This window comes from Phenylobacterium sp. (genome assembly GCF_031360265.1).
Taxonomy (GTDB): Bacteria; Pseudomonadota; Alphaproteobacteria; order Caulobacterales; family Caulobacteraceae; genus Phenylobacterium.
In genome coordinates, this window is record NZ_JANMBF010000139.1 from 33,184 (window position 1) to 57,616 (window position 24,433).

General features: G+C 69.0%; 22 protein-coding genes. 10 read left to right on the forward strand and 12 right to left on the reverse strand.

The genetic code is table 11. From position 1 onward, the window contains the following. Positions 1-4: 4 nt before the first annotated feature. Both RMN86_RS12875 and RMN86_RS12880 read right to left on the reverse strand, forming a co-directional pair. A complete protein-coding gene (locus RMN86_RS12875) occupies positions 5-1,414 on the reverse strand; it encodes a M48 family metalloprotease (RefSeq protein WP_309606247.1) in 1,410 nt (469 codons plus the stop codon). A gap of 48 nt (positions 1,415-1,462) precedes the next feature. Further along, entirely contained in the window at positions 1,463-4,135 is a 2,673-nt protein-coding gene (locus RMN86_RS12880; RefSeq protein WP_309606248.1) for a ribonuclease E/G, read from the reverse strand. 470 nt (positions 4,136-4,605) lie between these two features. Here RMN86_RS12880 and RMN86_RS12885 point away from each other — a divergent pair, with 470 nt between their 5' ends. Further along, positions 4,606-5,799, forward strand: coding sequence for an N-acetylmuramoyl-L-alanine amidase (locus RMN86_RS12885; RefSeq protein WP_309606249.1), 1,194 nt, complete (start codon positions 4,606-4,608; stop codon positions 5,797-5,799). A gap of 58 nt (positions 5,800-5,857) precedes the next feature. Here RMN86_RS12885 and RMN86_RS12890 read toward each other — a convergent pair whose 3' ends face one another. Then, a complete protein-coding gene (locus RMN86_RS12890) occupies positions 5,858-6,133 on the reverse strand; it encodes a hypothetical protein (RefSeq protein WP_309606250.1) in 276 nt (91 codons plus the stop codon). A gap of 272 nt (positions 6,134-6,405) precedes the next feature. On the opposite strand from RMN86_RS12890, the gene RMN86_RS12895 reads away from it, so the two are divergent. Next, a complete protein-coding gene (locus tag RMN86_RS12895) occupies positions 6,406-8,763 on the forward strand; it encodes a penicillin-binding protein 1A (RefSeq protein ID WP_309606251.1) in 2,358 nt (785 codons plus the stop codon). Between the two features lie 51 nt (positions 8,764-8,814). Then, positions 8,815-9,940, forward strand: a protein-coding gene (gene prfB, locus RMN86_RS12900) for a peptide chain release factor 2 (protein ID WP_309606252.1) whose coding sequence is annotated in 2 segments (ribosomal slippage) — positions 8,815-8,883 and positions 8,885-9,940 — 1,125 coding nt in all. Because the reading frame shifts where the segments join, the coding sequence is not laid out codon by codon here. 3 nt (positions 9,941-9,943) lie between these two features. On the opposite strand, the gene RMN86_RS12905 is transcribed toward prfB, so the two are convergent. The 4 genes from RMN86_RS12905 to tyrS all read right to left on the reverse strand — a co-directional run bounded on the left by RMN86_RS12905 (position 9,944) and on the right by tyrS (position 13,465). Beyond that, positions 9,944-10,363, reverse strand: coding sequence for a polymer-forming cytoskeletal protein (locus tag RMN86_RS12905; RefSeq protein WP_309606253.1), 420 nt, complete (start codon positions 10,361-10,363; stop codon positions 9,944-9,946). Next, a complete protein-coding gene (locus RMN86_RS12910; RefSeq protein ID WP_309606254.1) occupies positions 10,344-11,498 on the reverse strand; it encodes a peptidoglycan DD-metalloendopeptidase family protein in 1,155 nt (384 codons plus the stop codon). The genes RMN86_RS12905 and RMN86_RS12910 overlap by 20 nt, the downstream gene beginning before the upstream one ends. Positions 11,499-11,670: 172 nt before the next feature. Beyond that, positions 11,671-12,132, reverse strand: a complete 462-nt coding sequence (locus RMN86_RS12915; protein WP_309606255.1) for a peroxiredoxin — start codon at positions 12,130-12,132, stop codon at positions 11,671-11,673. Positions 12,133-12,142: 10 nt separating this feature from the next. Beyond that, positions 12,143-13,465, reverse strand: coding sequence for a tyrosine--tRNA ligase (gene tyrS / locus RMN86_RS12920; RefSeq protein WP_309606256.1), 1,323 nt, complete (start codon positions 13,463-13,465; stop codon positions 12,143-12,145). Between the two features lie 182 nt (positions 13,466-13,647). Between tyrS and RMN86_RS12925 the strand changes: the two genes are divergently transcribed. Beyond that, positions 13,648-14,754 carry an anhydro-N-acetylmuramic acid kinase gene (locus tag RMN86_RS12925; RefSeq protein WP_309606257.1) on the forward strand — a complete coding sequence of 369 codons (1,107 nt, stop codon included), beginning with the start codon at positions 13,648-13,650 and terminating at the stop codon, positions 14,752-14,754. Between the two features lie 14 nt (positions 14,755-14,768). On the opposite strand, the gene panC is transcribed toward RMN86_RS12925, so the two are convergent. From panC to efp, 3 genes are all read right to left on the reverse strand, one after another. Then, complete coding sequence (gene panC, locus RMN86_RS12930; protein ID WP_309606258.1) at positions 14,769-15,599, reverse strand: pantoate--beta-alanine ligase; 831 nt, start codon at positions 15,597-15,599, stop codon at positions 14,769-14,771. A 10-nt stretch (positions 15,600-15,609) separates the two neighbouring features. After that, on the reverse strand, positions 15,610-16,431 hold the full coding sequence (gene panB, locus RMN86_RS12935; RefSeq protein WP_309606259.1) for a 3-methyl-2-oxobutanoate hydroxymethyltransferase: 822 nt from the start codon (positions 16,429-16,431) through the stop codon (positions 15,610-15,612). 273 nt (positions 16,432-16,704) lie between these two features. Next, positions 16,705-17,271, reverse strand: a complete 567-nt coding sequence (gene efp / locus RMN86_RS12940; RefSeq protein ID WP_309606260.1) for an elongation factor P — start codon at positions 17,269-17,271, stop codon at positions 16,705-16,707. Between the two features lie 120 nt (positions 17,272-17,391). On the opposite strand from efp, the gene epmA reads away from it, so the two are divergent. The 3 genes from epmA to RMN86_RS12955 are packed head-to-tail and all read left to right on the forward strand — an operon-like array spanning position 17,392 to position 20,279. Next, positions 17,392-18,432: an EF-P lysine aminoacylase EpmA gene (epmA, locus tag RMN86_RS12945; protein WP_309606261.1), complete on the forward strand. Its 1,041-nt coding sequence runs from the start codon at positions 17,392-17,394 to the stop codon at positions 18,430-18,432. Positions 18,433-18,480: 48 nt separating this feature from the next. Then, positions 18,481-19,521 carry a lysine-2,3-aminomutase-like protein gene (locus tag RMN86_RS12950; RefSeq protein WP_309606262.1) on the forward strand — a complete coding sequence of 347 codons (1,041 nt, stop codon included), beginning with the start codon at positions 18,481-18,483 and terminating at the stop codon, positions 19,519-19,521. Beyond that, positions 19,521-20,279, forward strand: coding sequence for a pseudouridine synthase (locus RMN86_RS12955; RefSeq protein WP_309606263.1), 759 nt, complete (start codon positions 19,521-19,523; stop codon positions 20,277-20,279). The genes RMN86_RS12950 and RMN86_RS12955 overlap by 1 nt, the downstream gene beginning before the upstream one ends. Here the strand turns inward: RMN86_RS12955 and RMN86_RS12960 are convergent. Both RMN86_RS12960 and RMN86_RS12965 read right to left on the reverse strand, forming a co-directional pair. Next, on the reverse strand, positions 20,263-20,628 hold the full coding sequence (locus tag RMN86_RS12960) for a nuclear transport factor 2 family protein (protein ID WP_309606264.1): 366 nt from the start codon (positions 20,626-20,628) through the stop codon (positions 20,263-20,265). The two genes, RMN86_RS12955 and RMN86_RS12960, sit on opposite strands and share 17 nt — an antisense overlap. A 202-nt stretch (positions 20,629-20,830) precedes the next feature. Beyond that, positions 20,831-21,481, reverse strand: a complete 651-nt coding sequence (locus tag RMN86_RS12965; RefSeq protein WP_309606265.1) for an alpha/beta hydrolase — start codon at positions 21,479-21,481, stop codon at positions 20,831-20,833. 196 nt (positions 21,482-21,677) lie between these two features. On the opposite strand from RMN86_RS12965, the gene RMN86_RS12970 reads away from it, so the two are divergent. From RMN86_RS12970 to sufB, 3 genes are all read left to right on the forward strand, one after another. After that, entirely contained in the window at positions 21,678-22,106 is a 429-nt protein-coding gene (locus tag RMN86_RS12970; protein WP_309606266.1) for an Rrf2 family transcriptional regulator, read from the forward strand. After that, entirely contained in the window at positions 22,103-23,245 is a 1,143-nt protein-coding gene (locus tag RMN86_RS12975) for a cysteine desulfurase family protein (protein WP_309606267.1), read from the forward strand. The genes RMN86_RS12970 and RMN86_RS12975 overlap by 4 nt, the downstream gene beginning before the upstream one ends. A gap of 5 nt (positions 23,246-23,250) precedes the next feature. Further along, positions 23,251-24,433, forward strand: a 1,183-nt coding sequence (gene sufB / locus RMN86_RS12980; RefSeq protein WP_309606268.1) for a Fe-S cluster assembly protein SufB, incomplete at its 3' end; no start/stop codon positions are given.

Below are 24,433 nucleotides of genomic sequence, written 5' to 3' on the forward strand. Positions count from 1 at the left end.
AGCCTCAGTGAAGCTGGCTCCCGCCGATGGAGCCCTCCTTGGCCAGGTCGCGCAGGTCTTCGCGGCTTGGCTTGGAGACCAGCACGATGTCGGTGGCGCGGCGCCACTCCGGCGTGTCCTTCACCAGCCGCTCGCGGGCGCGCATGGCGAACACCCGGGCCTGTTTCATATCGCCGATATTGTAGCGGTATTCGGCTGTGGCCAGCCGGGCGAGCCCGTCCTCGCCGCGCTTGTCATAGGCCTCCGCCAACAGCCGCCAGGCGACCGCGTTGTCCTCTTCCTGGATGAGCGCCTTGCGCAACTCTCCGATACCCTCGACCACCTTCTTGTTGTCGTCGAGGGCGATCAGCGTCTGGCCCAGGTTGATCCTCAGCAGGGGCGCGTCGGGCTTCAGCGCCACCGACCGGCGTTGCGGCGCCTCCGCCTCGGCCTGACGCCCGAACTCGAAGAGGATCTGGCCCTTGAGCTCCCAGAGGTAGGGATTGTCCGGCTGGTCCGCCAACAGGGCGTCCACCCGTTTCAGCGCCTTGTCCGGCTCTTTCAGCTGATAGTAGGCGATCGCCCGGGCGTAGCGGGCGGGATAGCCCTTGTCGTCCTCCGCATATTTCGTGATCGCGAGCTGCGGATTGATGAAGCCGTCGAGCTTGGCTTTCATCACCTCGTGCTCGGCCAGCGCCTGGGGGCTGTCGACCTCCTTGAAATGCGGCAGGGCCGCGACCCGCAGCTGCAGGGCCTCGATCCGGTCCGACGAAAGCGGGTGGTCGATGAAATATTTGTAGCGGCGGTATTCGGCGAACACCTCCTGATAGCGGAAGTTGTCGAAGAACTCCGCCAGACCGCGCCCTGAGAGGCCCGCGCGTTCCAGCAGGGTGGCGCCCGCCTGGTCCGCGCGGCTTTCCTGTTCGCGGGTGTAGCCGATGGCCCCCAGCGTACCGAAATAGGGGGCGCTGATCACGAGACCCGCCGCCGCGTCGCCGGACCCGGCCAGCGCGGCCAGCACGCCGAGGCCCATGGTCAGGATCATCGGCACCATCCCGGCGCGCTGCATGTCGCCCGAGCGGAAACTGTGGCCGGCGGCCAGGTGACCCACCTCGTGGGCCATGACGCCCTGCAGTTCGTTGGGGGTTTTGGTCCGCAGGATCAGGCCGGTATAGACCGCCATCACCTTCGGGGCGGCGAAGGCGTTGAGCTCCGTCGAGCCGATGATGATCACCTGAACGCCCTTGGGGTCGATCCCCGCGGCGCGGAAGATCGGCTCGGCGTCCTTGTGCAGAATCTCCTCGATCTCGGTGTCGCGAATCAGGGATTCGCCCGGCTGGCTCTGGGCGGCGACGATTCCTGGCCGCAGCACGAGGCTGAGAGCCAGGGTCGCGGCGAGCGTGATGCGGGAAACCGGACGGGCAGGGGACGCCATGTTCAAGCCTCTAAACCGCGCCCCCCGGATCGTCTTGAGCCTAACCCGTCACCCGCGCCGCCACCAGCCTTTGCGCGGGGCGGCGGGCGGGGTGGAGATTTCCGCCGGATCCGGCTCGCGCGCGGCGACGACGGGGATGGGGACGGGAACAGGCGCCGGAGCCGGAGCCGGCTCGGCCGGGACCACCGCCACGGCCGGCGCTTCGGGCTCGACCGCCTCGACGGCCGGCTTGGCCTTTGCCCGGCTGGCGCGCGGCTTCTTGGCCGGCGGCGCGTCGGCCATGGCGGGTTCAACAGCCTCGACACGCTCGATCACCGGTTCGGGCGTCACGATCGGCGCCTCGATTTGCAGCTCGCGAGCAACCTCGGCGACCGGCGCATCTCCCCCTCGGCCGCGACCGCGTCCGCGACGGGCGCGCTTGGGGCGATCCTCGCTGGCGGGAAGTTCGACCCAGATCTCGTCGGTGGAACCGCCGTCCGCCGCTCTGGCGTCCGGCGCCGGCGCGACGACCTGAGCCGCGGCGCGCGGCGTCTCGCGCCCGTCGTTGGCAAGGGCGGGGCTGGGGGCGGGCGGCGCCTTGATGTCTTCCGACGGGTCGAACCAGACGAAGGGATCATCCCCATACGGCACCCAGGGCCGCGTCCAGGCGAAGGGGTCGGTGGGCCGCCCGTCGTCGCGCATCCGCCGGCCACCTCGGCGACCACGCCGCCGGCGGCGGCCATCGCCATCCAGGTCATCGTTGCGCGGCGCGTCGGCGGCGCGGGGCGCGGCGGCCTGAGCGTCAGTGGCCTCGCGCGGCTCGCGCGGCTCGCCGTCGCGGCGCCCGCGCCGGCGGCGTCGGCGACCCCGGTTGCGGCCATCGCCGTCCTCGCGGCTCTCCTCCTCATCCCGGGGCGCGCGGGCGGCGGCCCGCGGCGCGTCATCGTCGGTGTCTTCCCGCTCGATGGCAATCTCGTCTTCTGCGTCTTCCTCGTCCTCGTCCTCGAAGGCTTCGTCGTCATAGCCGTCATCGACCATCGGCTCGTAGGCCACCGCGGGGGCGGCCACCGCAACATGGTCCGGCCGGGTCTCCATCGACGTGCGTTCGATCTGGCAGTCGGCGTGGGCGATCTCGTCATCGATCATCACGGTGACGAACAGGCCCAGCGTCTGCTGCAGGCGCGCCAGGTGCGCGCGCTTCTCGTTGAGGATGTACAGGCCCACGGCGCGGGGCGTCTTCAGCGTGACCTCGCCGCCACCCTTCAGCGCCTCGAGCTCCAGGGTCCGCAGCGCCGCCAGGGCGCTGGATTCCACCGAGCGCACCCGGCCGGTTCCCGCGCAGTGCTCGCAGACGTGGGTGGTGCCTTCCAGCACCCCGGTCCGGCGGCGCTGGCGGCTGATCTCCATCAGGCCGAAGGGCGAGATCTTGCCCATCTGCACGCGCGCCCGGTCGTCCTTCAGGCAGTCCTTGAGGATCTTCTCGACCGTGCGGTTGTTCTTCGACTCGTCCATGTCGATGAAGTCGATGACGATCAGGCCGGCCAGGTCGCGCAGCCGCAGCTGCCGGGCGGTTTCCTCGGCGGCCTCCATATTGGTCTTGAGCGCCGTGGCCTCGATGTTTCGCTCGCGGGTGGACTTGCCGGAGTTCACATCCACCGCGACCAGGGCCTCGGTCTGGTTGATCACCAGATAGCCGCCCGAGCGCAGCGGCACGACCGGCGAATAGATCTGGCTCAGGTGGTCCTCGACCCGGTGCTTGACGAAAAGCGGGGTCGGCTCGGTGTAGAGCTGCACCTTCTTGGCTTGGCTGGGCATCAGCATGCGCATGAAATCGCGCGCTTCCTTGAAGCCCGCCGCGCCCTCGACGAACACCCCGTCGATGTCCTTGTCGTAGAGGTCGCGGATCGCCCGCTTGACCAGATCCTCTTCCTCGTAGATCCGCGCCGGGGCGATCGAGTGCAGGGTGGTCTCGCGGATGTTCTCCCACAGCCGCAGCAGATAGTCATAGTCCCGCTTCAGCTCGGCCTTGGTGCGCTTGGCGCCGGCAGTCCGCACGATCAGGCCCATGCCCTGCGGCACGTCCAGGCTCTGGACCACGCCCTTCAGGCGCCGGCGATCGGTGGCGGCTTCGATCTTGCGGCTGATGCCGCCGCCGCGCGCGGTGTTGGGCATCAACACGCCATAGCGGCCGGCCAGCGACAGATAGGTGGTGAGCGCCGCGCCCTTGTTGCCGCGCTCTTCCTTGACGACCTGCACCAGCATGATCTGCCGGCGGCGGATCACTTCCTGGATCTTGTACTTGCGCATCAGGCGCCGGCGACGCCGCGCGACCTCTTCTTCCATCACGTCGTCGTCGTCCTCGGAGGCGACTTCGGGGTCCTCGTCCTCGTCCTCGGAGGTCGCCTCGGCGCCGGCCGCGCCGCGGCGGCCGCGGGGCTCGTGATGTTCGTCCTCGTCGTCAGCCTCTTCGCGCATCAGCGCTTCGCGGTCGGCGACCGGGATCTGATAGTAGTCGGGGTGGATTTCGTTGAAGGCCAGGAAGCCATGGCGGTTGCCGCCATACTCGATGAAGGCCGCCTGCAGCGACGGCTCAACGCGCGTCACCTTCGCCAGGTAGATATTGCCTCTCAGCTGCTTGCGGTTGGCGCTTTCGAAGTCGAACTCTTCAACGCGCGATCCGTCGACCACCACCACACGCGTCTCTTCGGCGTGGGCTGCATCGATCAACATGTTCTTGGGCATTGGATCTGTCTCCGCGGCGCGCCCTGGACGCTAGGTCCAGGCGCAGCCGGTTGTTTGTGGGACGGGCGCGCGCGCCACCCGCGGGAGCGCCACGCATGGCGTCTCGGGAGGCTTGGGGCCGTGACGTGGCCCGCGAATGATTTTGAGCAGCGCTGCCCATCGGGTGTGTTCCCAGGCGCGTCGAGTGACGCGGATCGGATAGAGCGTCGCTTGCCGGGAATACGGTCAGCTGACGCGGGTTTGGTTCGCGCGAACCCTTGCCCTCGCTTGACGCGGGAGGCGGATTGGCGCGCGGCGGGACTTTGCAACAGCGGACCGCAAAAGGAAAGCCGTACCCGGAATGTGCGGGCGGCAAGATCCGGTTAACCGTTTGTCTACCCCGGCCGCGCGTATATGGGTCTTGGGCGGTGTCGGCCATAGCGACCGGCGCGGGGTTTAGAGGCGTCATGCAGGCCGGGGTGCGGAGCTGGATGCGGAGTCGAAGGGGCGCGGCCGTTGCCGCGGCCGTTCTGGCTTGCGCCCTCACCGCCGTCTCGATGACCCGGGCCGCGGCCTCCGCCGCCGGACTGCTCAAGGTCCGGCTGGGTGGCGACTCCCAGGCGACCCGCATCGTCATGGACCTCGACCAGGCCGCCAGCGGTAAGCTGGTGTCCGACGGTTCCGACGGCCACGCCGTGGTGATCCTGGCCGGCGTCTCCGCCCTGGGCGGCCTGCAGGGCGCGGGCCAGGGGCTGGTGCGGTCCTGGAGCGTCGACCAGACCACCGGCGGCGCGCGACTGGTGCTCGAGCTGACCGCCGAGGCCAAGGTGCGCGGCCGGTTCCTGTTGCCGCCGGCCGACGGCATCGACCACTACCGCTATGTGATCGACGTGGCCGCCCTGCCCACCGCCGGCCTGAAGCTTGCCTCGTCGACCGCGCCGATGCCGATAGCGCTCAAGCTTCGGCCAAAGATCGCGCCCGTGCGGGCGACACGCGTGTCGCTGAAAAAAATCATCGTCATCGACCCCGGCCATGGCGGCCACGATCCCGGCGCCAGCGGCGCCCTGGGCTTCGAGAAAGACGTCAACCTCGCCGCCGCCCTGGCGCTCAAGTCCCGGCTGGAACGCGCGTCCCGCTATCGCGTGGTGCTGACCCGCGACGACGACAGCTATGTGCCGCTGGACCGCCGCGTCCGCATCGCCCAGAGCGCCGGCGCCGACCTGTTCATCTCGCTGCACTCCGACTCAGGCCCTGACGCCAGCCTACGCGGGGCCTCGGTCTACACCCTGTCAGACAAGGCTTCGAACCGCGCCGTGCGCTTCGTCAAACAGGACGACTGGTTCATGAAGGCCAGCCTGACCGGCGACCGCGGCGTGCAGGACATCCTGTTCGACCTGACCCAGCGGACCACCAAGAACCGCTCGGCCGCCTTCGCCCAGACCCTGGTCACCCGCATTGAGGCGGAAGCCAGGACGCCGCTGCTGCGCCGCAGCCACCGCGACGCCGGTTTCATGGTTCTGCTGGCGCCCGACGTGCCGGCCGTGCTGCTGGAGATGGGCTTCGTCTCCAACCCCGACGACGAGGAGCTGCTGCGCGATCCCGTCCGCCGCACCCGCCTGATGAACGCCGTCGGCGATTCCATCGACGACTATTTCGCCGAAGCGACCCGGTTGGCCTCGCGGTAGCTCAAAGCTCCTCCCCAGCGTGGAGCGCGATCCGCCTCCGACGCCGTCGTCCCGCCGTTCAGCGAACCGTTTCCGTCTCCTTGGGCGCCGAAACGCGGCGCGTTCTGGTCTGGGCCTTGGGCTTTGGCAGGAGACGGAAGCGCGTCTGGCACCACGCGAAGTCGACGCCCACGTCGAGCAGGGCGTCGGAACGTCCGCAGGGGCAGGCAAAGTCCATGACGCCGATGACCCGGTAGGTCTCTCCGGCCTGGAGGGGCACCGGCCTTCCCGTGACATGGTTTGGGGCGGCGTTGACACAGAGAACCAGATCGCCAGGGCCGACAGCGTCGCTCATCGCGTTCATCCACAATCCAGCGGGAACACTAGGCCCTGACCCGCGAGGGGCAAGTCCCCCAACCGGGGCGAACCCGCGCGGCCGCCATGGTTTCCGGCTGTGGCGTCATCCTGGGGGCCGGCAGCCTCGTCTTGCTTTGCCGCTCGGGTTGATTGCGACGGCGAGCTACCGTTGGCGCCGCATCCGAAGCCGGTTAGACCCAAGACCATTGGGGCGGGGCGCCTCTGGAGGCCGTGAGTCCGTTGGATCTACCCCGCGAAAGATGGGTCGCGATGGCCGGGGTGGCGGTGCTTGGCCTGATCGCGGCCGCGGGGTTCGCGGTGGCCATCTGGGCCGCCTGGCTGTTCCACGACATGCCCGACGCCGGCGACTTGGCCGACTATCACCCCCCGACGGCGACCCGGGCCTATGCCTGGGACGGCACCCTGATCGGCGAGTTCTCCCGGGAGCGGCGGATCTTCGTGCCTTACGATTCGATCCCGCCGCAGTTGGCCGAGGCGTTCCTGGCCGCCGAGGATCATAACTTCTTCAAGCACGGTGGCGTCGATGTCATGGGCCTCGTCCGGGCCATGGCCAAGAACGTCATCAACCTGGCCCATGGCAAGCGCATGGAGGGTGGTTCGACCATCACCCAGCAGGTGGCCAAGAACGTGCTGCTCACCAACGACGCCACCCTCGGTCGCAAGCTGAAGGAGGCGATGCTGGCCGGGCGGCTGGAACAGACCCTGTCGAAGGAGCGGATCCTCGAACTCTATCTGAACGAGATCTGGCTGGGCTACCGCTCCTACGGCGTCGGCGCGGCGGCCTACAACTATTTCGGCAAGTCGATCACCGAACTGGACCTGGCCGAGTGCGCCTACCTGGCGGCCCTGCCCAAGGGACCCGACAACTACCACCCGATCCGCCGGCGGAAGTATGCGCTGGACCGGCGCAACTTCATCCTCGACCAGATGGCCGACCTGGGCTGGGCCAGCCGCGCGCAGGTGGAGGCCGCCAAGCTGGAGGACCTGAAGGTCCAGCCCGAACCCAGCCGCGCCAAGTACCGCGACGCCGATTATTTCGTCGAGGAGGTCCGCCGTCGAGGGATGGCGACGCTTGGGCCCCGGATCAACGAGGGCGGCTACTACATGCGCACCACCCTGGACCCGCGGTTGCAGACCGCGGCCAAGGCGGCGCTGATGAAAGGGCTGGAGGCCTATGATCGCCGCCACGGCTGGCGCGGCGCCTGGGGCCATGTCGCCACACTGGCGGGCTGGGAGGCGCTGGCCAGGTCGCAGGCCCGCCCGGCGGAGCGGCCGGACTGGCGCGAGGCGGTGATCACCGATGTCGGCGGCGGCGTGCATGTCCGCACCGTCGAGGGCAAGGCCGGGGTGCTGGCGCCCGAGGACGTCGCCTGGGCGCGGGCCGGCAAGGGGCTGGGTTCCGGCGACCTGATCTTCGTGGCCCCCTCCGACAAGGGCTCGGCCTTCCGGCTGAAACAGATCCCGGCGGTCAACGGCGCCCTGGTGGCCATGGAGCCGAACTCGGGTCGGGTGCTGGCGATGGTCGGCGGCTATTCCTTCTCGTTGTCCAGCTTCAACCGCGCCACCCAGGCGCTGCGCCAGCCGGGCTCGGCATTCAAGCCGATCGTCTACGCCACCGCGCTGGAGAACGGCTACACGCCCGCCAGCATCGTCATGGACGCCCCGATCACGCTCACCGGGGCCAACGGCCAGGCCTGGACGCCGGAAAATTATGAGCACGACTATTTCGGCCCGCTGCAGCTGCGCAAGGGCCTGGAGCTGTCGCGCAACGCCATGACCGTGCGCCTGGCGCAAGGGGTCGGCATGACCAAGATCGCCGCCGCCGCCGAACGGCTGGGTGTGGTCAAGAGCATGGAAAAAGTGCTGGCCATGGCGCTGGGCGCCGGCGAGACAACGGTTTTCAAGCTGTCGGGGGCCTACGCGGCCTTCGTCAACGGCGGCAAGAAGGTCGAGCCGCACCTGATCGAGATGGTGCAGGATCGCGAGGGCAAGACCATCTTCCGGGCCGACCTGCGCGACTGCAACCGCTGCACGGCCGGCTTCAATGGCGACGAGAGCCCGCGGATCCCCGCCGCCGGCGCCCAGGTCTGGGATCCGATCACCGCCTACCAGATCACCTCCATGCTGCAGGGCGTGGTCCAGCGCGGCACGGCCGCCGCCGCCTCGGTGCTAGGCCGGCCCACCGGGGGCAAGACCGGCACCACCAATGAGTTCCGCTCCGCCTGGTTTGTCGGCTTCACCCCGCAACTGGTCGCCGGCATCTACATCGGCTTCGACGACAACCGCAGCCTTGGCCACGGCGAGACCGGGGCGGTCGCCGCCGTGCCGATCTTCATCGACTTCATGACCGAGGCCAACAAGGGCTATCCGCCCGATGACTTCAAGCCGCCGGCCAATGCCAAGTTCGCCATGGTCCGCGGCATCCGCGAAGCCTTCCGCCCGGGCACCGAACCGCATGTCGCCGAGGACGTCGTCGCGCCTGACGGGCCGCAGCCCTACGCCACGGTGTTCAAGAACGGCCTAACCGGCGCCCCCAGCGCCGCGGCCGCCGTCGCCCCGCCACCCCCGCCGAAGAAACCGCCCGAGGATGTCAGCGGCTTGTACTAACCGAAGGCGGGCGCTATCTCGCGGCCCGCGAACTGCACCAGGAATTGTCCCATGAGATTGGATGTCGAGGCCGCCAAGGCTGACATCGAGCAGTCGATCGACCTGCTCAGGAGGCGTCTTTGACTGGGAACCGGCGCTTCGCAAGCTCGACGAACTGAACGCCCGCGTCGAGGACCCGACACTGTGGGATGACGCCGCCGCCGCTCAGGCTCTGACGCGGGAACGCTCGCGGCTGGCCGGTCAGGTCGAGGCCGTCAAGGGTCTGGAACGCGATCTCGCCGACGCCCTGGGCTATGCCGAAATGGCCGACGAGGAGGGCGACGAAGCCTCGCTGGAGGAAGCCCGCGTCCAGCTGCGCGGCCTGAAGGACCGCGCCGGTCGCGCCGAGCTTGAGGCGCTGCTGTCCGGAGAGGCCGACGGCAACGACGCCTTTGTCGAGATCAACTCCGGGGCCGGCGGCACCGAGTCCTGCGACTGGGCCGGCATGCTGATGCGGATGTATACCCGCTGGGCCAACGCCCACGGGATGAGCGTCGATTTCCTGGAGGAAACCTCCGGCGACCAGGCCGGCATCAAGTCGGCGACCCTGCAGATCAAGGGGCCCAATGCCTATGGCTGGCTGAAGACCGAGGGCGGGGTCCACCGGCTGGTCCGCATCTCACCATTCGATTCAGCCGCCAAGCGGCACACCAGCTTCGCCTCGGTCTGGGTCTATCCGGTGGTGGACGACGCCATCGTCATCGACATCAATCCGGCCGACGTGCGCACCGACACCTACCGGGCCTCCGGTGCCGGCGGCCAGCACATCAACAAGACCGATAGCGCCGTGCGCCTGACCCACATCCCCACCGGCGTCGCGGTCGCCTGCCAGGCCGGCCGCTCCCAGCACCAGAACCGCGACGAGGCGTGGAAGATGCTCCGCGCGCGGCTCTATGAACTCGAGTTGCAGAAGCGCGAGGCGGCGCAGCAGGCGCTGGAAGACCAGAAGACCGACATCGGCTGGGGTCACCAGATTCGCAGCTACGTCCTGCAGCCCTACCAGATGGTCAAGGACCTGCGCACCGACGTGGAGACCTCAGACACCCAGGGCGTCCTCGACGGCGACCTCGACGCCTTCATGGGCGCCGCGCTGGCCCAACGGGTCGGCGTGACGGGGGATGCCGGCGCGGCGGACTGACGCCTACTCCGCCGCCGTCGCCAGGCTCAAAGATTCCTGAACGGGGAGGGCGAGTTTCACGCTGCGGCCGGCGAAATGGGCGCCCGCATCGATGGCGATCTGGGCGTGGGTGATGTCGCCGTCCACCCGCGCGGTGGCGTAGAGCCGCACGGCCTTGGCGCTGATCGTGCCGGTGACGCGACCGCGCACCTCGACCGCCTCGGCGACGATGGAGCCCTCGACCAGCCCGGTCTCGCCAAGCGTCAGATGCGCCACATGCAGGTCGCCGCGCACCGCCCCGTCGAGCTGCACATCGCCGTCGCTCTTCAGGTCGCCATCCAGGCTGACGTTCTCGGCGATCAGCGAGCAGGCGATGGCTTTGCGCGCCGGCGCTTCGGCGTTATCCGGTCCCTTGGCGAGGGTCCTAGCCGGCTTTGAGAACATAGGCGCCTGCCCTGACAAAACGATCCGGATTCTGCGCCCGGCCGTTGACCCACACCTCATAGTGCAGATGCGTGCCGGTGGAGCGGCCGGTGGAGCCCATGCCGCCCAGCCGCTGGCCCACGGCCACCCGCTGGCCCACCGTCACGGCGATGCTGGCCAAGTGGGCGTAGCGGGTCTTGAAGCCGCGGCCGTGGTCGATCTCAACCGTCTGGCCGTAGCCTGAGCGGAGGCCGGTAAACGAGATCACGCCCGGCGCCGTCGCATGGATCGGGGTCATCATCCCGCCGGGGAAATCCAGGCCGGAGTGGAACGCCGGCCGGCTGGTGAACGGATCGTAGCGGACGCCGAAGCCGCTGGACTGCGGCGTCGTCGATGTCGGCCGGGCGAGCGGCAGGCTCTGGGCGGCCTGTTCCAGGGCATGGGCCTCGCCCATGTCGGTGGCGGCGTGCTGGATGCGGTCGGCGAAATCCTCATCGACGTCGAGCACGGCGGCGAGCGCGCGCGGGTCCTTGGAGTCGATCAGCGGGCCGCCTAAGGATCCGCCTTTGGGCATGTAGGCCGCCGGCGTCAGCCCGGCCAGCCGGAACGCCAGTCGCACCCGGTCCGCGCGGCTCTTGGCGAAGCTGTCGGCCGCGTCGAGAATCTGGTCCTGGCTGGCGCGCACCCGGTCGATTCGGTGGGCCGGGTTCTTGTCGGTCGAGGCGAGCACCTTGCCCATCGCCGGAGCCAGGGCCTCGGCCGCGCCGGGCGCGCCCTTCATGTCGGTGAGCAGCATGGCCAGCGCGGCGTGCCGCTTCTCCATGCTGGAGGCCAGGCTCTCGTTGGTCGCCCCGCCGGCGTTCAGCTCGGCCACCGCGGAGTTCAGCCGCGCCTGGCGGTCGGCGATCCAGCGTTCGTACTTGGCCTGGGTCCTGGCGATCTCGCGGTCGGCCGAGGACGCCGACAGCACGTCCACCAGCACGGCGGCGCTGGAAATGCCCATCCAAAGAGCCGCGGCCGACACGCAGGCGGCGACCGCCATCTGCTTGCGGGGCGTCAGGACATAGCCCCTCATCTCCCCGCCCGAGCGGACGTAGAGATGGCGTTCCGGGAAGAACTCTTCGATTGAGCGGCGAAGGCGCGCCAGCCGTGTCATGCGTCGCGTGGCCCCCAGCCCCATGGACAGGCGGGATATGCAATGAGAATTGCGGGCGGCGCAAGGCGCATTGCGCCGCAGGTCTATGCAACTGTAACGTGTATAAATCCGCTCCCCAGTCTATTGACGAAACCTGAACGCCGATCAGGTTGCGCGCAGGGGTGCGGACGGCCTAAGGCGCCCTGGCGGCGTCCAGCACGGCCTGGGCATGGCCGGCCACCTTCACCTTGCGCCAGATGCGCCGGATCACCCCATCGGCGATCAGGAAGGTCGAGCGATCGATGCCCATATAGCGGCGGCCATAGAGGCTCTTCTCGACCCAGCTCTCGAACGCCTCGACCATCGCCCCGGAGGGATCGGAGCCCAGCTGGACGGTCAGGCCGTGTTTGGCGGCGAACTTCTCGTGGCTCCTGAGGCTGTCCTTGGAGACGCCGACAACCGCGATCCCCGCCTTGGCGAATTCGCCCGCCAGCGCGCTGAAGTCCTTGGCCTCGGTGGTGCAGCCGGTGGTGTCGTCCTTCGGATAGAAAAAGACCACCAAGGTCCGGCCCGCGAAATCCCCAAGCCGGATCGGCCCGCCCGCGCTCTCCAGCTCAAAATCCGGCGCCGGGGCGCCCTCGGTGATCTTGCTCATCGACTTCTCCTCAGACCGGTTTCACCAGGACGATCTTCTTTTTGCCAGCGGCAAGCTTGATGACCCCGTCGGTCAGGTCGGCGTCGCTGACGGTGCGGTTGGCGTCGAGCTCGGCCTTGTCGTTCAGCCGCAGGCCGCCGCCCTGGGCCAGGCGACGCGCCTCGCCGCGCGATCCGGCCAGGCCGGCGTCCACCGCCAACGCCGCCAGGACAATCCCCGCGGCCAGGTCCGACGACGGGACCTCGTAGGTCGGCAGGTCGTCTGACAAGGCGCCCTGAACAAAGGCAGCCTCGGCGGCGCCCGCCGCCCTCGCGGCCGCCTCGGGTCCGTGCAGCAGGGTCGTCGCCGCGTTGGCCAGCACCTTCTTCGCCTGGTTGATCGCCGCGCCGGGCAGCGCTTCCAGCCGCGCGATCTCGTCCAGCGCCAGATCGGTGAACAGCTGCAGGAAGCGCCCGACATCGGCGTCCTCGGTGTTGCGCCAGAACTGCCAGTAGTCGTAGGGGCTGCGCAGGTCGGCGTTCAGCCAAACCGCTCCGCCCATTGTCTTGCCCATCTTGGCGCCCGAGGCGGTCGACAGCAGCGGTGTGGTCAGGCCGAACGCCGGCTTGCCGTCGACCCGGCGGATCAGCTCGACCCCGTTGACGATGTTGCCCCACTGGTCCGAGCCGCCCATCTGCAACACGCAGCCCAGCCGCCGCTCCAGCTCCAGGAAATCCACTGACTGCATCAGCATGTAGTTGAATTCGAGGAACGTCATCGGCTGCTCGCGCTCGAGCCGCGCCTTGACGCTGTCGAACGCCAGCATCCGGTTGATGGTGAAATGCACGCCGAACTCGCGCAGGAATTCCACATAGCCGAACTTCGACAGCCAGCTGTCGTTGTCGATCATCACCGCCTCGGTCGGCCCGTCGCCGAAGGTCAGGAACCGCTCAAAGGTCCCCTTGATGGTGGCGATGTTGGCCTGGATCTGGGCGTCGGTGAGCAGGGGACGCGAGGCGTCCTTGTCGGTCGGATCGCCCACTTTGGTGGTGCCCCCGCCCATCACCACGATCGGCCTGTGCCCGGCCTGCTGCAACCGTCGCAGCATCATGATCTGGATCAGGTGGCCCACGTGCAGGCTGGGCGCGGTGGCGTCGAAACCGATGTAGCCCGTCACCGGGCCGCCCGCGCAGGCCGCGTCCAGCTCCACCGGGTGGGTGATCTGGTGAATGAACCCGCGCGCCTGCATGGTCTGCAGGAACTCGGACTTGAATACCGGGTCGGACATTCGGGGAATCTCGGGAAATCGCTGGCCGGGCTCTAGCACGGCTGCGTCGGCAAGTTCGAGAGACATGGCAGGCTCCTTGGGGATCAGGAGGCCGGCGCGGGAGATTTCGAGCGGCGCGCCGGCCGGGGTGGGCAGGCGCGAAGGATCGGCGGCCTGCGGCTAGGGCAGGCGGTAATAGGCGCGCGTGAGGGCGGTCTTGCCGAACATGGCGGGCTGACTACGGGGCCGGCGCATGGCAGTCAAGCGCGATGCGCGTGCTGGGATTCATGACCGGGACCTCCCTCGACGCCGTCGACATGGCGGTGCTGGAGACCGAGGGCGAGGCGATTTCCGCCTTCGGGCCGGCCGGCGAGCGCCGCCTGAGCGAGGCGACCCGCGACATCATGCTGGAGGCGACGAAACAGGCGCTGGCCTGGCCGCGCGGCGCGCCGCCGCCGGCGATCTTCGCCGAGGCCGCCCGCGCCGGCGCCGAGGAGCACCTCGCCGCGGCGCGGGAGTTCCTCGCCGCCAACGACCTTGCCTGGTCCGACATCGACCTGATCGGCATGCATGGCCAGACGGTGCTGCATGAACGGCCAGGGAACGGCCTCGTCGGCCGCACGGTCCAGCTGGGCGACGCGGCGCTGCTGGCCCGCAAGTCCGGCGTTCCGGTGGCCCACGACTTCCGCTCAGCCGACGTGGCGGCCGGAGGGGAGGGCGCGCCCCTGGCCCCGATCTACCACTTGGCGCGCGCGCAGGCATCGGGTCTGGAGACCCCTCTGGCGGTGCTCAACATCGGCGGCGTCGCCAACGTCACCTTCATCTCGCGGGAGGGCGGGATCTCCGCCTTCGACACCGGACCCGGCAACGGCATGATCGACCTGCTGGTCCAGGCCCGGGGCGCCGGCCGCTTCGACGACCAGGGGCGCTACGCCAGCGTCGGCCGGGTCAATGAGGGCGTCCTGGCCGGCCTGCTGGGCCACCCCTATTTCCGGGCGCCGCCGCCCAAGTCCCTCGACCGCTTCGATTTCTCCCTCGAACCGCTGGACGCCTGCGAGTTGGAGGACGCGGCCGCCACCCTGGTCGCCTTCATGGCCGAGGCCGTCCGGCTGGGATTCGAGATGCTGGGCGAGGCGCCGCGCGAGGTCGTGGTCTGCGGCGGTGGGCGGCACAATCCCAGGATCATGCAGGCTCTGGGCGACCGCCTCCCGGCGCCGGTGAAGGCCGCCGAGCACCACGGCTGGCGCGGTGACGCCATCGAAGCCGAGGCCTTCGCCTACCTGGCCGCCCGCTGCGCGCGGGGCCTGCCGATCAGCTTCCCCAGGACCACCGGTGTCCGCTGGCCGATCACCGGCGGGCGGATCGTCAAACCTTAGGCCCGGTCGCAGCCTCAGCCCAGGATCAGGTTGTCGATAAGGCGGGTGGCGCCCAGCCTTGCCGCCACCGACGCCAGCGCCTGCTGTTGCACGGTGGGCAACGCCCGCAGGGTCTCGGGATCGGCGACGCTCACATAGTCGACCTTGAGGTCGGGCTGCGCTGCGATGACCGCTCGGATCGCCTGGCGGAGGATCTCGCCGTCGCGCTCGCCAGCGTCAAACAGGCGCTGGGCCGCCGACAGTCCTTGGAAGATCGCCGGCGCCACTGCCCGCTGTGGCGGGGTCAGATAGCGGTTGCGGCTGGAGAGCGCCAAACCGTCGGCTTCCCGCACGGTCGGGGCGATCACCACGTCGACGGGCAGGTCCAGGTCGCGCGCGAGCTTGCGGATCACCACGCACTGCTGGGCGTCCTTCTGGCCGAAATAGGCCAGCGTCGGCTGGATGATGTTGAGCAGCTTGACGACCACGGTGGCGACGCCGGAGAAATGGCCGGGCCGCGCCGCGCCCTCCAGCACCTCGGTGATCCCGCCGACCCGGACCTGGGTGTCGAACCCCGGTGGGTACATTTCCGAAGGCTCGGGCGCGAACACCAGGTCGACACCGGCCGCCTCCAGCAGTTCGAGGTCGCGCGGCAGATCGCGCGGATAGCGGCTGAGGTCCTCGTTGGGGCCGAACTGGGTGGGATTGACGAAGATGCTGGCCGCCACCGCGGGGCACTCCGCCCTGGCGCGGGCGACCAGGCTCAGGTGGCCCGCGTGCAGGTAGCCCATGGTCGGCACGAGGCCAAGACGCCCCATGTTCTGGCGCGCCGCCCGCATCTCGGCGATGGTGTGGAGGACCTGCATGGCCCGGGCTCTAGGCGAGCGCGCGGGCCAGTTCGCCGGCGTCCATGCCGGCGCTCTGGGCGGGGATCGGGAAGGCGCCGGCCTCCACGTCGGCGGCGTAGGCGCGGATCGCCGCCTCGATGGCCACGCCGATCTCGGCGTAGCGGCGGGCATGCCGAGGCGAGGTCTCCAGCAGTCCCAGGATATCGTGCCAAACCTGCACCTGGCCGTCGCAACCGGCGCCGGCGCCGATGCCGATCGTCGGGATCCGCAGCTTCTGGGTGACGGCCTCGGCGAGCGGGGCAGGGACCAGTTCCAGTACGACAGCGAAGGCCCCGGCGGCCTCAAGCGCCAGCGCATCCTCGATCAGCCGTCGGGCGCAGGACGCGGTCTTGGCCTGCACCCGCACTCCGAGCGTGTGCTGCGACTGCGGAGTGAAGCCCAGATGGCCCATCACCGGCACGCCCCACGCCGTCAGGTGCCGGACGATCGGCGCGACGTGCGCGCCGCCCTCCAGCTTGACCGCCTGGACGTGGGCCTCCTGCATCAGTCGCCGCGCCGCATGCGTGGCGTCCTCGACGCTGGCGTAGGTCAGGAATGGCAGGTCGGCGACCACTAGGGCGTGCTGGCTCCCCCGGACGACCGCCGCGGCGTGGCGGACCATGTCGTCCAGGCTGACCGGCAGGGTCGTGTCGTGCCCCTGCATGACCATGCCCAGCGAGTCGCCCACCAGCAGCATCGGCAGGCCTGAGCGATCGGCGATCATCGCCGAGGTGGCGTCATAGGCGGTCAGCATGGCGATCCGCCGTCCCGCCGCCTTCATGCGCCGCAGGTCGAGCAGGGTGGTCCGCATGGGAAAACTCCGAAGGCTTTGGGCCGGCCGCCGCAGAGAGCGTCCGATGTGGCCTTATTTGGGGCCGTCGCCCGCTGTCCGCCAGAGCCCTGGGGCCCGGCCGGGCCGCCGCTAGTGTGCTGGATCTGAAGTTCGCCTTCTTGAGGGATCAGGCTCTGAGCGAACTTCAGATCCAAGAAGCACACTAGGAAACAAAGGCTTGCTAGTGTCCTCGTCGATTCCGAAGTTCGTCCGCACCGGCCTCAGGCGCCCGCGAACTTCGGAATCGGGACACTAGTCCTTGGCGCGCTCGTGGTAGGAAAAGTCCTCGGTCAGCACCACGACGCGGGTGCCGGCGGCGATATAGGGCGGCACCATGATCCGCGCGCCGTTGGTCAGGATGGCGGGCTTGTAGGACGAGGACGCCGTCTGGTTCTTCACCGCCGGCTCGGTATCGGTGATCTCCAGGGTCAGGAGCCGCGGCAACTCCAGCGCAATGGGAACCTCGTCATGGGTCGAGAGCATCACGGTCATGCCGTCCTGCAACCACGGCTCGGCGTCGCCGACCACGTCGGCCGTGCAGACCACCTGGTCGTAGTTTTCCGGGTTCATGAAGTGGAACCCCTCGGCGTCGGCATAGAGGAAGGTGAAGTTGCGGTCGTCGACGAAGGCGCGCTCGACCTGTTCGGTGGTCCGCCAGCGTTCCGACACCTTCACGCCATCGGAGATGCGGCGCATGTTCAGCTGGGTCACCGGGGTGCCCTTGCCGGGATGGATGTTCTCGGCGGTGAGCACCACATAGAGCTTGCCCTCCATGTCGACGACGGCGCCCTTGCGCAGTGAGCTGGCGGCTACTTTCAAGCGGATATTCCCCGATAACGGCGGCCGCGCTGTCAGGGCGCGCGATTCCGCTGATGAATTTCTTGTCGCGCCCCTATAGCGATTGACGCCGAATCCGCCAGCCCCCTACCGGTTCTCCAGGTGCCAGGACAGACCCCTTCCCCGTGGTGGACGCCGGACCGGCACGCCGACCGCCGGCCGTTCCTGCTGGCCCGCAACCGGATCACCGCCGCCCTCCGCGCCGACTTCGCCGCCCGCGACTTCGTCGAGGTCGAGACGCCAGCCTTGCAGGTATCGCCGGGCAACGAGGCCCACCTGCAAGCCTTCGCCACCGAGGCGGTCGACATCGCCGGAGGTCGCGAGCCCCTCTACCTGCGCACCTCCCCTGAATTCGCCGCCAAGAAACTGCTGGCGGCGGGCGAGGCGCGGTTGTTCGAGCTGGCCCGGGTGTGGCGCAACCGCGAGCGCGGCCCGCTGCATCACCCTGAGTTCACCATGCTGGAGTGGTATCGCGCGGGCGAGCCCTACGAGGTGCTGATGGCCGATTGCGCGCGCCTGCTGGCGGTCGCCGCCGAGGCGGCCGACGCCAGCGTCCTGACCTGGCGCGGCCACAGCATTGATCCTCACGCCCAACCCGAGCGGCTGACGGTGGCCGAGGCGTTCGCGCGCCACGCGGGAATCGATGTCCTGGCGATGCTTGAAGATCGCGACGCCCTGGCCGCCGCGGCAGGCGGGCAGGGGATCCGCACCGCCCCCGACGACACCTGGGCCGATATCTTCAGCCGCGTCCTGGTGGAAAAGATCGAGCCGCACATGGGCCGCGACCGGGCGACCATTCTCTGCGACTACCCGGTCAGCGAGGCCGCGCTCGCCCGGCCCAAAGCGTCCGACCCCCGCGTCGCCGAACGCTTTGAACTCTATGCCTGCGGCGTCGAGCTCGCCAACTGCTTCGGCGAACTCACCGACCCGGCCGAACAGCGCCGCCGGTTCGAGATCGAGATGGACGAAAAGGCCCGCGTCTACGGCGAACGCTATCCCGTCGACGAGGATTTCCTGGCCGCCCTGGCGACGATGCCACAGGCCAGCGGCGGCGCGCTGGGCCTCGACCGGCTGGTGATGCTGGCGACCGGCGCCAGCCACATCGAGCAGGTGCTCTGGGCGCCGGTGGTCGGGACAGGCTGACGCGCCCACGTTGCCGCGCGCGGGCCATTGCGCCATACCGCCAGCCGCATGACGACCGCCCAGACCCTCCGCAGCCCCAAGGCCCTGGACGCCGCCGGCCTCGTCGCGCCCGAGCGGCTCCCGGCGCTTGAGCGGGTGGCGGCGCAATACGCCGTGGCGATCACCCCGGCGATGGCCGACCTGATCGACGCCGCCGATCCCGACGATCCGATCGCCCGCCAGTTCGTCCCCACCGAGGCCGAGTTCGACGTCTTGCCGGAGGAGTCCGCCGATCCCGTCGGCGACTTCGCCCACAGTCCCGTCGAGGGGATCGTCCATCGCTATCCCGACCGCTGCCTGCTGAAGGTCAACCATGCCTGCGCGGTCTATTGCCGGTTCTGCTTCCGGCGCGAGATGGTGGGGCCCGACGGCCTGCGCCCGTTGTCGCCGGGCGCCCTCGACGCGGCCATGGCCTACATCGCCGCTCGCCCTGACATCTGGGAAGTGATCGTCACCGGCGGCGATCCGTTCATCCTGTCGCCGCGTCGCCTGGCCGATGTGATGCGCCGCCTGGGCGAGATCGTCCACGTCAAGGTCGTCCGCTTCCACACCCGCGTTCCCGCCGTGGCGCCGGAAACCGTCACCGACGCGCTGGTCTCAGCTCTTCAGGCGCCCGGCAAGGCGGTCTATGTGGCGCTCCACGCCAACCATGCCCGCGAACTGACGCCGCCCGCCCGCGCGGCCTGCGCCAGGATCGTCGATGCGGGCATTCCCATGCTCGGCCAGACAGTCCTGCTGAAGGGCGTCAACGACGACCCGGAAACCCTCACCGCCCTGATGCGGGCCTTCGTCGAGACCCGGATCAAGCCCTACTACCTGCACCACGCCGATCTCGCACCGGGCACCTCGCACCTGCGCACCTCGCTGGAGGACGGCCAGCGGCTGATGAAGGCGTTGCGCGGCGCCGTCTCCGGTCTCTGCCAGCCGACCTACGTCCTCGACATCCCCGGCGGCCACGGGAAGGTCCCGGTCGGCCCGGGCTATCTCTCGCCGGACGCCGTCGAGGACCCGGCGGGCCGCCGCCACGCCTACCCGCCGAAGCCCGCCTGATGGCCTGGACGGGTCGATATGAGGCGGCGGAGCCGCAGCGGGTCAACAAATGGCTGGGCCAGAGCGGGGTCTGTTCCCGCCGCGAGGCCGAGGACTTCATCGCCCGCGGCCTGGTGTCCATCGACGGCGAGACCGTCACCGACACCGGCCGCAAGATCCTGCCCGGCCAGACCCTGACCCTGGCCGATGGCGGCGGCCCCGCCGCGCTCAGCGTCGTGCTGCACAAGCCGATGGGCGTCGTCTCCGCCCAGCCCGAGTCCGGCCAGATCCCGGCCGTGCGGCTCCTGACCCGGCCGGCTCTGGTCGGCGACAGCCCCGCCATCCCCGACCGCGACACCCGCCTCGCCCCGCTCGGACGCCTGGACATGGACAGTCGCGGCCTGCTGCTGCTCTCCGACGACGGGGTGCTGGCCAAGGCGATCATCGGGCCGGAGTCCGACCTCGAGAAGGAATACCTGGTCCGCGTCACCGGCAGGATCACGCCGGAAAAGATCGCCCGGCTCTGCCACGGCCTGAGCATGGATGGCCGCCAGCTCAAACCGGCGAGCGTCAGCGTCGTCGAGGGCCAGGAGCTGCGCTTCATCCTCAAGGAAGGCCGCAACCGCCAGATCCGCCGCATGTGCGAACTGGTCGGCCTGCACGTCATGGACCTGGTGCGCATCCGCATCGGGACCTTGCGCCTTGGGGATCTCGAAGAGGGCAGGTGGCGGGTGCTCGGCGACCACGAACGCGCGATGCTGGTCAGCCCGCCAGTGTAACGTAGAGCTCGCTCTCGATCACCCACTGGCCGGTGACCTTGCGCCAGACCGCCAGGTAGGCGCCCGACATCGCGCCCCCGGTCCAGCGCCCCATCTCGGCCGCCCGGTCTCCGGCCTGATCGAGCTCAATCGTCCCCGGCGTCCGCACATAGCCGGTGAACCCGGGCTCGCGGAATTGGGCGGCGAAGGTCTCGACGATGGCGTCGGCCCCCAGGATCAGCCCGCCGTCGCCGGCGATCAGGCGGGCGTCAACCGTGAAGAACGGCCGCAGGCGCGCGGCCTTCCGCGCGGCGATCAGCTTGTTGGTCAGACGCCGCCGCGCCCGGATGGCGTCTTCCGGGGGGATCATCGGGTTTTGGTTGAACCCGAATTTATATTACTGAATTTGTTAAATAACGTCATGGCCCGGCTTGTCCGGGCCACCCATGATCTCCTTGCCGGAAGATGGGGTTCGACGGCGCCGCTGCACTTCATCCTTCATCGCGGCGATCATGGGTCGCCCGGACAAGCCGGACGATGACGAGCAAAGAGGAAATGATTGAGTCAGCAACCTACGCCGGTTCGGCCGCCAGGCGCTTGTCGAGATAGGCGCCGACGCGGCGCTCCACCTCCGGCAGGTTCTCCATCCAGAAGTGCGAGCCGCCGTCGACGACGTCGTAGTCGATGACGATGCCCTTCTGCGTGCGCAGCTTGGAGACCACGCGCTCGACCTCGATGGGCGGCACCACGGTGTCGGCGCCGCCGTGCAGGATCAGACCCGAGGCCGGGCAGGGGGCCAGGAACGAGAAATCGTAGGCGTTGGTCGGCGGCGACACCGAGATGAAGCCGTCGGTCTCCGGGCGCCGCATCAACAGCTGCATGCCCACCCAGGCGCCGAACGAATAGCCGGCCACCCAGCACTGCGACGCCGCCGGATTGGTGGTCTGCAGCCAGTCCAGCGCGGTGGCCGCGTCGGCCAGCTCGCCAATGCCCGAATCGAACTCACCCTGGCTCCTGCCGACGCCCCGGAAATTGAACCGCAGGACCGAGAAGCCGCGCTTCATGAACAGGTGAAACAGCTGCACCGTCACCGGATTGTTCATCTGGCCGCCCGCCTTGGGGTGCGGGTGCAGGATCAGCGCCACCGGGGCCGTCTCGCTCTTGCCCGGCGTGTAACGGCCTTCGATCCGCCCAGAGGCGCCGGTCAGAACAACTTCTGGCATCGAAATCCTTTCATCTCGGCCCTTCAAAACGGGGCCGGAATACTTGACTACTGCGCTGGGTCTTCCTAAGTCGCAACCCGCCGGCTGGACCGGTCCCGCGCAAGGCGGCGGCTTGTAGCATAGCGCCCGGCCAAAACGCGAGGAAACTGAACACCAGGCCGCCGCGCGCGGCTTGAACCGGAACGGACGGCATCGAATGCGTCTCTCCACCAAAGGCCGCTACGCCGTGATGGCCATGGCCGACCTGGCGCGCCGCCAGGCCGATCCGTGCCGCGCCGTGGCCCTGGCCGAGATCGCCACGCGCCAGGAAATCTCCCTGTCCTACCTGGAGCAACTGTTTGCCCGCCTGCGCCGCAAGGGTCTGGTGCAGAGCGCGCGCGGCCCGGGCGGCGGCTATCGGCTGACCCGCACGGCGGCCGAGACCTCCATCGCCGAGATCGTCCACGCCGTCGATGAGCCATTGCGCGCCACCCGCTGCGCGGACAAGGGACAGGGCTGCATGCTGAAGGGCGAACGCTGCCTGACCCACGACCTGTGGGAAAATCTCGGAGACCGGATCGAGGACTATCTGGCCTCGGTCAGCCTCGCCGACGTGGTCTCCGGTCGTCTGCGGAAGGCCGCATGAGCAACGCCGTCTATCTTGACCATAACGCCACCGCCGTTGTGCGGCCGCAAGCCCGCGCGGCCATTGCGCAGGCCCTGGAGGCCGGCGGCAACCCGTCTTCGATCCACGCCGCTGGCCGGTCCGCCCGCGCCAGGGTCGAGCACGCGCGCGATCAGGTCGCCGCGCTGATCGCCGCCCCGGCCTCGACGGTCGTTTTCACCAGCGGCGGCACCGAAGCCAACGCCATCACCATCGAAAGCGCCGTCGCCGCCGGCGCGCGCCGGCTGATCGTCTCGGCGATCGAGCACGACAGCGTCCAGGAGACCGCCCGCGTGCAGGGCGTCGCCGTGGAAGTGCTGCCGGTGGACGCCGACGGCCGGGCCGATCTCGCCTGGCTGAGGGGCCGGCTGGCGACCTGGGATGTCGCCGACGGCAAGCCCTTCGTCGCCCTGATGCTGGCCAACAACGAGACCGGGGTGATCCAGCCCGTGGCCGAAGCCGCCGCCCTGGTGCGCGCCGCCGACGGCTGGCTGCACGTCGACGCCATCCAGGCCGCCGGCAAGATCGCCGTCGACAGCCGCGCCCTGGGCGCCGACACCCTCAGCATTTCCGCCCACAAGATCGGCGGACCCCAGGGCGTCGGCGCCTTGACCTTCGGCCCCCGCGCCACCCTCTCGCGCCGCCAGCACGGCGGAGGCCAGGAACGCGGCCGGCGTGGGGGAACGGAAAATTGCCCTGGAATCAGCGGCTTCGGAGCCGCGGCGAACGCCTGCTCGGATCTTCTGGACCAGGCCGCCTGGCGAGACGCCGCGGCGGACCGGCTGAAAGCGGTCGGCGCCTTGGTGATGGGCGAGGCCGCGCCGCGCCTGCCCAACACCCTGTGCATCGCCACCCCCGGCTTTCCCGCCGATGTGCAGGTGATGGCGCTGGATCTCGCCGGCGTGATGGTCAGCGCCGGCGCGGCCTGTTCCTCCGGCAAGGTCAAGGCCTCGCCGGTGCTGGAGGCCATGGGCCAGGGCGAGCTTTCCGGCTGCGCCATCCGGGTCAGCGGCGGATGGAACACGACCGAAGCCGACTGGAACCGGTTCGTCGAAGCCTGGTTCGAGGCCCACGCCCGCCATGCCGCCCGTCACCGCCAACCCGCCGTCGTGGGAGCCTGAGAACCATGGCCGCCGTCACCCAGACCGTCGAACACGTCGCCAGCCTTGAGAAATACAAGCACGGCTTCGTCACCGACATCGAGCAGGACTTCGCGCCCAAGGGGCTCAACGCCGATATCGTCCGCTTCATCTCGGCCAAGAAGAATGAGCCGCAGTGGATGCTGGACTGGCGGCTCGACGCCTTCGAGCGCTGGCTGGCCATGGACGAACCCGACTGGGCCAAGGTCGAGTTTCCCAAGATCGACTACCAGGACAGCTTCTACTACGCCGCGCCTAAGGAGAAGGTGGGGATCGCCAGCCTCGATGAGGTCGATCCCGACATCCTGGAAACCTACAAGAAGCTGGGCATCCCCTTGCGCGAACAGGAGGTTCTGGCCGGCGTGATCGGCTCGCCCCGCTACGCGGTGGACGCGGTGTTCGACTCGGTCAGCGTGGTCACCACCTTCAAGAAGGAACTGGCCCAGGTCGGGGTGATCTTCTGCTCCATGAGCGAAGCGATCCGCGAGCACCCGGAGCTGGTGAAGAAATATCTCGGCTCAGTCGTGCCGGTTTCCGACAACTACTATGCCTGCCTCAACGCCGCGGTGTTCTCCGACGGCAGCTTCGTCTATGTGCCGCCGGGCGTACGCTGCCCGATGGAACTGTCGACCTATTTCCGCATCAACGCCGAGAATTCCGGCCAGTTCGAACGCACCCTGATCATCGCCGACAAGGGGGCTTACGTCTCCTACCTGGAGGGCTGCACCGCCCCCATGCGCGACGAGAACCAGCTGCACGCCGCCGTGGTCGAGCTGGTGACGATGGACGACGCCGAGATCAAATATTCCACCGTCCAGAACTGGTATCCGGGCGATCCGGTGACCGGCAAGGGCGGCATCTACAATTTCGTCACCAAGCGCGCTGACTGTCGCGGTGACCGCTCCAAGGTCTCCTGGACCCAGGTCGAGACCGGCTCGGCGATCACCTGGAAGTACCCCAGCGTGATCCTCCAGGGCGACGACAGCGTCGGCGAGTTCTACTCCGTGGCGCTGACCAAGGCCCGCCAGCAGGCCGACACCGGCACGAAGATGATCCACATCGGCAAGAACACGAGCAGCACCATCGTCAGCAAGGGCATCAGCGCCGGCCAGGGGCAGAACACCTACAGGGGCCTTGTGAAGATCCTCAAGGGGGCCACCAACGCCCGCA

What these genes read in the sequence shown, in the direction of transcription:
- RMN86_RS12875 (WP_309606247.1), bottom strand. Translation starts at nt 1,414, where the DNA reads ATGGCGTCCCCTGCCCGTCCGGTTTCCCGCATCACGCTCGCCGCGACC.
- RMN86_RS12880 (WP_309606248.1), bottom strand. Translation starts at nt 4,135, where the DNA reads ATGCCCAAGAACATGTTGATCGATGCAGCCCACGCCGAAGAGACGCGT.
- RMN86_RS12885 (WP_309606249.1), top strand. Translation starts at nt 4,606, where the DNA reads ATGCGGAGTCGAAGGGGCGCGGCCGTTGCCGCGGCCGTTCTGGCTTGC.
- RMN86_RS12890 (WP_309606250.1), bottom strand. Translation starts at nt 6,133, where the DNA reads ATGAGCGACGCTGTCGGCCCTGGCGATCTGGTTCTCTGTGTCAACGCC.
- RMN86_RS12895 (WP_309606251.1), top strand. Translation starts at nt 6,406, where the DNA reads ATGGCCGGGGTGGCGGTGCTTGGCCTGATCGCGGCCGCGGGGTTCGCG.
- RMN86_RS12905 (WP_309606253.1), bottom strand. Translation starts at nt 10,363, where the DNA reads ATGTTCTCAAAGCCGGCTAGGACCCTCGCCAAGGGACCGGATAACGCC.
- RMN86_RS12910 (WP_309606254.1), bottom strand. Translation starts at nt 11,498, where the DNA reads ATGACACGGCTGGCGCGCCTTCGCCGCTCAATCGAAGAGTTCTTCCCG.
- RMN86_RS12915 (WP_309606255.1), bottom strand. Translation starts at nt 12,132, where the DNA reads ATGAGCAAGATCACCGAGGGCGCCCCGGCGCCGGATTTTGAGCTGGAG.
- tyrS (WP_309606256.1), bottom strand. Translation starts at nt 13,465, where the DNA reads ATGTCTCTCGAACTTGCCGACGCAGCCGTGCTAGAGCCCGGCCAGCGA.
- RMN86_RS12925 (WP_309606257.1), top strand. Translation starts at nt 13,648, where the DNA reads ATGCGCGTGCTGGGATTCATGACCGGGACCTCCCTCGACGCCGTCGAC.
- panC (WP_309606258.1), bottom strand. Translation starts at nt 15,599, where the DNA reads ATGCAGGTCCTCCACACCATCGCCGAGATGCGGGCGGCGCGCCAGAAC.
- panB (WP_309606259.1), bottom strand. Translation starts at nt 16,431, where the DNA reads ATGCGGACCACCCTGCTCGACCTGCGGCGCATGAAGGCGGCGGGACGG.
- RMN86_RS12950 (WP_309606262.1), top strand. Translation starts at nt 18,481, where the DNA reads ATGACGACCGCCCAGACCCTCCGCAGCCCCAAGGCCCTGGACGCCGCC.
- RMN86_RS12955 (WP_309606263.1), top strand. Translation starts at nt 19,521, where the DNA reads ATGGCCTGGACGGGTCGATATGAGGCGGCGGAGCCGCAGCGGGTCAAC.
- RMN86_RS12960 (WP_309606264.1), bottom strand. Translation starts at nt 20,628, where the DNA reads ATGATCCCCCCGGAAGACGCCATCCGGGCGCGGCGGCGTCTGACCAAC.
- RMN86_RS12965 (WP_309606265.1), bottom strand. Translation starts at nt 21,481, where the DNA reads ATGCCAGAAGTTGTTCTGACCGGCGCCTCTGGGCGGATCGAAGGCCGT.
- RMN86_RS12970 (WP_309606266.1), top strand. Translation starts at nt 21,678, where the DNA reads ATGCGTCTCTCCACCAAAGGCCGCTACGCCGTGATGGCCATGGCCGAC.
- RMN86_RS12975 (WP_309606267.1), top strand. Translation starts at nt 22,103, where the DNA reads ATGAGCAACGCCGTCTATCTTGACCATAACGCCACCGCCGTTGTGCGG.